Genomic DNA, 7380 nt, shown 5'->3' with positions numbered 1-7380 from the left:
GATGCCCCGCGGGATCGCCGTCGCCGGCGAACCATCGGGGCCCGGTACGACCTCGCCGTCGAGCAGGAGCGCGGTGGCGACATCGGCGCGCAGCTGCCCGAGGGTGCGCTCCTCCTCGGGGACGTCGTGCAGGCTTCGGGCGGCGCGGTCGATGCGGTCGAAGGCGCCGTGCGCCTCCGGGGCGGGGAGGTGCAGGTGCAGGGTGGCCATGCCGTCGAGGTCGCCGTCGAGCCAGACGCCGCGGCGGGCGGCGCACCGCGTGTGGCGGTCGATGAGGGACTCCGGGTGCAGGCGTTCGCGCAGTGACCGCAGGCGGCGCCGGAGCTGGGGAGGTGTGCACTCGCGAGCGAGAGGCGTTGCGGCTTCGTCGAAGCGACCGCGCACCTCGATCGGGAGATCGAGTGCCGCCCGGATGATCACGCGGGCGTGCTCGGGTGCGATCGCGGCTTCTCGCAGAGCCGTCAGAGTCTGCGGCAGTTCGTTGACGAGCATCCGACTCTCCTCGACGAGGACGCCGGCGAGGGATTCGGAGACTCGCATGCCTGTGGCGAGTTCGGCGATCAGGCCCCGCATCGCGGCTTCCTCGCGGTCGACGTGGGCTTGAACGCTCGGATCGACGAGCGCGTTCGGGAGCGTCATCGCGGTGCGGCGGGCGAGCTCGATCAGCTCGGCGCGCTGCGCTTCGGCTCGGGCGCGGAACGCGTCGACCGCGCAGGCGGCTCCGACGGCGGCGACGAGCGCGTCGTCGAAGCACTCGCGCACGCTCGGACCGCCGCCCGCGGGCCTCGCTTCGACATCCAGAAGAACCATACGAGGATGACACCAGGCACCACTGACACCACGGGCGCGAACGCGCCAGGCGGCGGCGGAACGCGCCAGGGAGAGGCGGGGCTGCTGGTGGACGTGGATCTCGAAACGCCCTCCCCGCCGTCGCTGGTCCGGCCCGGCGCGGTGGGGCGCGCGGGGGCGGCGGGTACCCTCGGTCGGATGGACGACAGGTACGGGCAGGACGTGCTCGCCGGGGACTGGCGGGCGAAGCACAAGGTCGAGGTGGCGGTCGTCGAGGCCGTGCGCGACCTCGTGGTCGAGGAGGTCGCCTCCGGATTCGTGGGCGCCGTGCTCGGCGTCGAGATGCGGATGGTGCGGCTCGAGGACCGGTTCGGGAAGGTGCGCGTGTTCCCGATCGGGCCCGGGTTCCTGATCGACGGCAAGCCGGTGTCGCTGAAGGCGCCCGGTCTGAAGCGCGACGCTAGCCTCGGCCGGGCGCGCTCCGCCTCCGGGTCCTTCCACGTCGCCGACGCGAAGGCGCGCGTCGCGCTGCCCAGCCGCATCTACGTCGAGGGGCGGCACGACGCCGAGCTCGTCGAGAAGGTGTGGGGGCACGACCTGCGCATCGAGGGCGTCGTCGTCGAGTACATCGAGGGCGTCGACCACCTCGACGAGCTGGTCCGCGAGTTCCGTCCGGGCCCGGGCCGGCGCATCGGGGTGCTCGTCGACCACCTCGTCCGAGGGTCGAAGGAGTCGCGCATCGCCGACACCGTCGCCGCCGGCCCGCACGGCGAGCACGTCCTGGTCGTCGGCCACCCCTACATCGACATCTGGCAGGCGGTGAAGCCCGACCGCGTGGGGCTCACGCGCTGGCCCGAGATCCCGCGCTCGATCGAGTGGAAGCACGGCATCTGCGAGGCGCTCGGCTGGCCGCACGAGGAGCAGGCCGACATCGCCCGCGCGTGGCAGCGGATCCTGTCGACCGTCACGACGTTCCGCGACCTGGAGCCGGCGCTGCTGGGACGGGTGGAGCAGCTGATCGACTTCGTGACGGAACCGTCGTGAGGATCGCGGTCGCCCTCGCTCTCGACGTCGTCCTCGTCGCGGTGTTCGTCCTGATCGGACGCCGCAGTCACGAGGAGGGAGCCGAGCTGCTCGGCTTCCTGACCACCTTCTGGCCGTTCCTCGCGGGACTGCTCGCGGGCTGGGCGCTCGCGCGCTCGTGGCGCGCTCCCGACCGGATCGTGCCGACCGGGTTGATCGTCTGGGCGGGCACGGTCGTCGTGGGGCTGCTGCTCCGGATCGTCTCGCAGCAGGGCGTGCAGTGGAGCTTCGTGATCGTCACCGCGCTCGTGCTGGGCGCGTTCCTCCTCGGTCGGCGGGCCCTCACGAGGCTCGTGCGCCGCTGACCCTCAGCCCAGCACCTGCACTCCGAAGTGCTGCGCGAACAGCGGCAGCATGAGGCTCAACTGCAGCTCCGTCAGGGCAGCTCCGCGCAGGCCGTCGAGGCCGCCGAGCACGTGCAGCTCGGCGCCGCGCAGATCGAGGTGCTCGAGGCGGGCGCCACCGAGCTCGAGGGACCGGACGTCGCAGTCGACGAGGCGGACCCGGGCCCCGGTGGCCCCGCCCAGGTCGAGCTCGTCGATCGTGCAGCGCTCGAGCAGGACGTCGCGGAGCGCGGCCCCGCGCAGGTTCACGTAGCCGAGCTTGCAGTCGGTGATCCGCACCTGCTCGAGGGTGCTCTCGTAGAGCTCCGCCGAACCCAGCCGGGAGCCGAGGAGCTCGACCGACCGCCATCGGCTGCGGGCCGCGGAGAGGCCGGGCACGTCGATCCGCTCGACGCGCGACTCGACGACGGAGGCGGCGCGCAGCTGAGCCCCGGAGAGAACGGCGGCGGAGAGCACGCACTCGCTGATCGAGACGGCGGTGAGGTCGACCCCCGTGAGGTCGACCCCGTCGAAGTGCAGGCCCTCGGCGTGCTCGCGCGCACCGAGATCACCGGCGAACCCCTCGGCGAGGGAGTCGAGGCGGAGGGGATCGAGTCGGGGAGCGGGGATCGCGGCGCGCATCCGGGGAGCCTAGCCCGCACCGCCGACAGGGATCCGGCTCCCCGCCCGCGGCGTCGGTGCGGCCTGGGAGGATGGAGGGATGAACCCGACGCTGCTCGAACGGATGCCGACGCCCGACGCCGACGGGCGCGTGGACGACGACGCCGTCTACCTGGCGTTCACGGAGTGGGCCGAGGCGCGCGGTCTGCCGCTCTACCCGGCGCAGGACGAGTCGATGCTCGAGATCGCCTCCGGAGCGAACCTGATCCTCTCGACGCCCACCGGCACCGGCAAGTCGCTCGTCGCGATCGGCGCGCACGCCGCGGCCCTCGCCGCCGGGAAGCGCAGCTACTACACGGCGCCGATCAAGGCGCTCGTGTCCGAGAAGTTCTTCGCCCTCGTCGACGTGTTCGGGGCGGCGAACGTCGGCATGGTGACGGGCGACTCCTCCGTCAACTCCGACGCCCCGATCATCTGCTGCACGGCCGAGATCCTCGCGAACCTGGCATTGCGTCACGGGGCCGAGACCGACGTCGACCAGGTGGTGATGGACGAGTTCCACTTCTACGCGGACCCCTCGCGCGGCTGGGCCTGGCAGGTGCCGCTGCTGACGCTGCCCCACGTGCAGTTCGTGCTGATGTCGGCGACCCTGGGCGACGTGACGGCGCTCGCCGCCGACCTGACCCGGCGCACGGGACGCGAGACGGCGCGCGTGACCGGCGTGGAACGTCCGGTGCCGCTGCACTACTTCTACGAGATCGCGCCGATCCACGACTCGATCGAGGAGCTGCTCGCGACCAACCAGTCGCCGGTCTACGTCGTGCACTTCTCGCAGGCCGCCGCCCTCGAGCGGGCGCAGGCGCTCACGAGCGCGAACATCGCCAGCCGCGAGCACCGCGACCGCATCGCCGAGGTGATCGGCGGGTTCCGCTTCACCACGGCCTTCGGCAAGACCCTCTCGCGGCTGCTGCGGCTGGGCATCGGCGTGCACCACGCCGGCATGCTGCCCAAGTACCGCCGGCTCGTCGAGCAGCTCGCCCAGCAGGGCATGCTGCGGGTGATCTGCGGCACCGACACCCTGGGCGTCGGGATCAACGTGCCCATCCGCACGGTGCTGCTCACGGCGCTGACGAAGTACGACGGCACGAGGATGCGCCAGCTCTCGGCGCGCGAGTTCCACCAGATCGCCGGCCGCGCCGGTCGGGCGGGCTACGACACCGCGGGCACCGTGGTCGTGCAGGCGCCCGAGCACGAGTCCGAGAACCGCAAGGCGCTCGACAAGATGGGCGACGATCCGAAGAAGCGGAGGAAGTGGGTCGCCAAGCGGGCTCCGCAGGGCTTCGTGAGCTGGGGCGAGCCGAGCTTCCGCAAGCTCGTCGACGCGGAGCCCGAGACGCTCACCTCGCACATGACGATCACCTCGGCGATGCTGCTGAACGTGATCGCGCGGGGCGGCGACGCCTTCGCGAACGTGCACGCGCTGATCTTCGACAACCACGAGCCGTGGAAGCGGCAGCTGCAGCTCGCCCGTCGGGCGCTGGGCATCTACCGGACCCTGCGCGAGGCGGGCGTGGTCGAGCAGAGCGTCGGCGCCGACGGCGTGGTGCGCATCCGTCTGACCGTCGATCTGCAGCCCAACTTCGCGCTCAACCAGCCGCTCTCGCCGTTCGCGCTCGCGGTGTTCGACGTGCTCGACCCCGAGTCGCCGACCTTCGCGCTCGACGTGATCTCGGTGCTCGAGTCGACGCTCGACGACCCGCGGCAGATCCTCGGCGCCCAGCAGTTCCAGGCGCGCGGCGACGCGGTGGCGGCGATGAAGGCCGACGGGATCGAGTACGAGGAGCGGATGGAGCTGCTCGAGTCGGTCACGCACCCCAAGCCGCTCGAGGAGCTGCTCGAGGCGACGTTCGCGACCTACACGGCCGCGCAGCCGTGGGTGCGCGACTTCGAGCTGTCGCCGAAGTCCGTCGTGCGCGACATGTACGAGCGGGCGATGTCGTTCGGCGAGTACACCGCGTTCTACAAGCTGTCGAGGTCGGAGGGACTCGTCCTGCGCTACCTGTCCGACGCGTTCCGCGCGGCCCGGCAGACGATCCCGGACGAGATCAAGAACGAGGAGCTGCACGATCTGATCGAGTGGCTCGGCGAGCTCGTGCGCCAGGTCGACTCGTCGCTCGTCGACGAGTGGGAGGAGCTGGTCAACCCGGCCCTGCACGACGCCGACCAGGCGATCGTGCCGCCGGCCCCCCGCCGGCTCACGGCGAACCAGCGCGCGTTCCGCGTGCTCGTGCGCAACGAGATGTTCCGCCGGGTGACCCTCGCGGCGCTCGACGACCACGAGGCGCTGGGCGAGCTCGACGCGGCGGCCGGCTTCGACGCCGACGCGTGGGGGGAAGCGCTGGACGACTACTACGACGAGCACGACACGATCGGCACCGGCCCCGACGCCCGCGGACCGGCGATGCTGCTCGTCGAGCAGACGCCGACGCAGTGGCGGGTGCGGCAGATCCTCGACGACCCGGCGGGGGACCACGACTGGGGGATCTCGGCGACCGTCGACCTCGCCGAGTCGGACGAGGCGGGAGCCGCCGTCGTGCGAGTCACGGGCGTCGGGAGGCTCGACGGCGGGGGGTGAGCGACTCCACGTCGACTCCCACCACGCAGTGGTGACCGCGCCGGTTCCCAGCGCCACGGGTCCTCGTCGGCGGCAACGCCCGAACAGCGCCCTGAGAGCCGGGTCCTCGATCCGCAGCTGCAGGTTCCTCGATCCGCCGTTGCAGGTTCCTCGATCCGCTCGATCCTGCGGTGCGGGCCCGCGACGTGAAAGTCTCATCGCATGCGCACATCGAGCCCCGGGCGCGTCGCATGACCGGCGCGCGGGACGACATCTCTGCCGGGCGCGACCGCGATGTGATCCTTCGTGGCCCGGCGGTCCACGACTGGTTCGCTCGCCGCGAGCAGATCTTCGAGACGGGGGCCGCGCCTCCGCAGCTCTTCGCCGACGAGATCGTCTCGGGCTCCTTCGCCGCGGCGCGGATCTGGCACACCGCCGGAACCGTGCGCACGGGCAAGAGCGGCGGCGGGGACCTCCGCGTGCTGCTGCAGATCGAAAGCGTCGCTCACCTGGTCGCAGACGGTCGCGCACCCCTCGAGCTGCCCGCCGGCTCGATCGCTGTACTGCCCCCCGAGGCCGATCCCCTGTTCGCCGCGCAGCGCCCGACGGCCCGCATCGAACTCCGGTTCGAAGCCCCTCCGACGCTGCGCGGCCTCGCTGAGAGCACCGCGCCGCAGGTCTTCTCCCGTGACACGCCGTTCTTCGCCATCGTCGTCGCGACGGTCAACTCCGTCCTCAACTCCGACATGTCGCCGTCGCAGCCGGGTTTCTCGAATCTTCGTTCCGCGGCCGAGAACCTGGGGCTCGCGCTCGTGCTCTCGTGCTTCGGAGGTGCCGAGCTGCCGGGCACCCGCGAAGCCGACCTCTACCGTCTGGCGATGGCGCGCATCGATCGCGACGCGAGCCGACCGGAGTTGACTGTCGAGGTGCTCGCGCGCGAGCTCGCCGTCTCGAGGCGCTACTTGACCCGCGTCTTCACCGCGCACGGAACGACCGCGCGTGACGAGATCCGCCGTGCGCGCCTCCGCCTCGCCCGCGAGTACTTCGAGCGGGGCGACGCAGGAGCGGCCCACGTCGCGCGTCGGTCGGGCTTCGGGTCGCCGCGGCGCCTGCGGGACGCGCTCGATCGCTGAGCGGCGTCACGGCGCTCGGAGTCTGCTCCGGCGCTGATCGAGGACCGACGCCGGCCGATCGAGGTCCAAACAGGGCCGCCTGCACCAGCCGGTGCACCCGGATGGGCATGCTCGCTCTCGTCCCTGACGATCTCTCAGAAAGAGCGACCATGACCCGATCCACCTCTTCATACGAAACCTCCGACTCCACCGCGGAGACCCGCGGCAGCACGTCGCGACGCACGATCGTCGCCGGTGCCGCATGGACCATCCCCGTCGTCGCCGTCGCCGTCGCCACCCCCGCAGCCGCCGCATCGCTGCAGCCGACCCTCGAGTTCGTCAACGGCCCGTACACGGTCCCCGCGTGCGGCACCCTCGGCGATGTCGTCCTGCACGCGACGACCGACGGGAGCACCCCGGCCACCGGCCAGCTCGTCACCGTCACACTGCCCGCCGGGCTGAAATTCTCGGACGGCACGACCACGAAGCCCTTCCCCGTCGACTCCACCGGCGATGTCGTCATCAGCGGCATCACCGCCTTCGGCGGCGCGAGCACCGGCACGATCACCGCCAGCACGGGATCGCTCACCACCACCGCCCCCGCCGCGGTGACCGGCGGGAACTACGGGATGCATGTCTGGAACTACTCCTCCCAGTCGAGCTACGACCTCGGCTCGCTGCCTGCCGGCGTGTCGGTGTCGCAGCCCGGACAGGCGGGGAGCAACACGAACGGCTACCCGGTCGGATCGTCCGGCTACTTCCTCGGTGACGACGGGAACCTCTACGACGCCGTGGGCAGGGCGTTGACGACGTCCGGAGATGTGATCTCCTTCTCGGC

6 protein-coding genes and 1 pseudogene are annotated in these 7380 nt (G+C 71.6%); 5 read left to right on the top strand and 2 right to left on the bottom strand.

Going from position 1 to position 7380, the window contains the following annotated elements; all coding sequences use genetic code 11:
• Window positions 1-810: DUF222 domain-containing protein (locus tag ASF46_RS11840; RefSeq protein WP_157602641.1), on the bottom strand; the 810-nt coding region annotated here is incomplete at its 3' end.
• Between the two features lie 177 nt (window positions 811-987).
• On the opposite strand from ASF46_RS11840, the gene ASF46_RS11835 reads away from it, so the two are divergent.
• Window positions 988-1833, top strand: a complete 846-nt coding sequence (locus ASF46_RS11835) for a DUF3097 domain-containing protein (protein ID WP_056867786.1) — start codon at window positions 988-990, stop codon at window positions 1831-1833.
• A complete protein-coding gene (locus ASF46_RS11830) occupies window positions 1830-2177 on the top strand; it encodes a DUF3054 domain-containing protein (RefSeq protein ID WP_056867785.1) in 348 nt (115 codons plus the stop codon). The genes ASF46_RS11835 and ASF46_RS11830 overlap by 4 nt, the downstream gene beginning before the upstream one ends.
• A gap of 3 nt (window positions 2178-2180) precedes the next feature.
• Here ASF46_RS11830 and ASF46_RS11825 read toward each other — a convergent pair whose 3' ends face one another.
• Window positions 2181-2837, bottom strand: coding sequence for a pentapeptide repeat-containing protein (locus ASF46_RS11825; protein ID WP_056867784.1), 657 nt, complete (start codon window positions 2835-2837; stop codon window positions 2181-2183).
• Window positions 2838-2916: 79 nt separating this feature from the next.
• On the opposite strand from ASF46_RS11825, the gene ASF46_RS11820 reads away from it, so the two are divergent.
• From ASF46_RS11820 to ASF46_RS19420, 3 genes and pseudogenes are all read left to right on the top strand, one after another.
• The gene (locus ASF46_RS11820) at window positions 2917-5451 is read left to right on the top strand and encodes a DEAD/DEAH box helicase (protein ID WP_056867783.1); all 2535 of its coding nucleotides are present in this window, start codon (window positions 2917-2919) and stop codon (window positions 5449-5451) included.
• Window positions 5452-5681: 230 nt separating this feature from the next.
• Window positions 5682-6563, top strand: coding sequence for a helix-turn-helix domain-containing protein (locus tag ASF46_RS11815; protein WP_056867782.1), 882 nt, complete (start codon window positions 5682-5684; stop codon window positions 6561-6563).
• A gap of 149 nt (window positions 6564-6712) precedes the next feature.
• Window positions 6713-7380: pseudogene (locus ASF46_RS19420) on the top strand (hypothetical protein); the annotation flags it as partial.

The organism is Rathayibacter sp. Leaf296, assembly GCF_001423045.1.
In the GTDB taxonomy this organism is placed as follows: domain Bacteria; phylum Actinomycetota; class Actinomycetes; order Actinomycetales; family Microbacteriaceae; genus Rathayibacter; species Rathayibacter caricis.
This window is presented reverse-complemented; position numbering and strand designations above follow the sequence as displayed.

What these genes read in the sequence shown, in the direction of transcription:
- ASF46_RS11835 (WP_056867786.1), top strand. Translation starts at nt 988, where the DNA reads ATGGACGACAGGTACGGGCAGGACGTGCTCGCCGGGGACTGGCGGGCG.
- ASF46_RS11825 (WP_056867784.1), bottom strand. Translation starts at nt 2,837, where the DNA reads ATGCGCGCCGCGATCCCCGCTCCCCGACTCGATCCCCTCCGCCTCGAC.
- ASF46_RS11820 (WP_056867783.1), top strand. Translation starts at nt 2,917, where the DNA reads ATGAACCCGACGCTGCTCGAACGGATGCCGACGCCCGACGCCGACGGG.
- ASF46_RS11815 (WP_056867782.1), top strand. Translation starts at nt 5,682, where the DNA reads ATGACCGGCGCGCGGGACGACATCTCTGCCGGGCGCGACCGCGATGTG.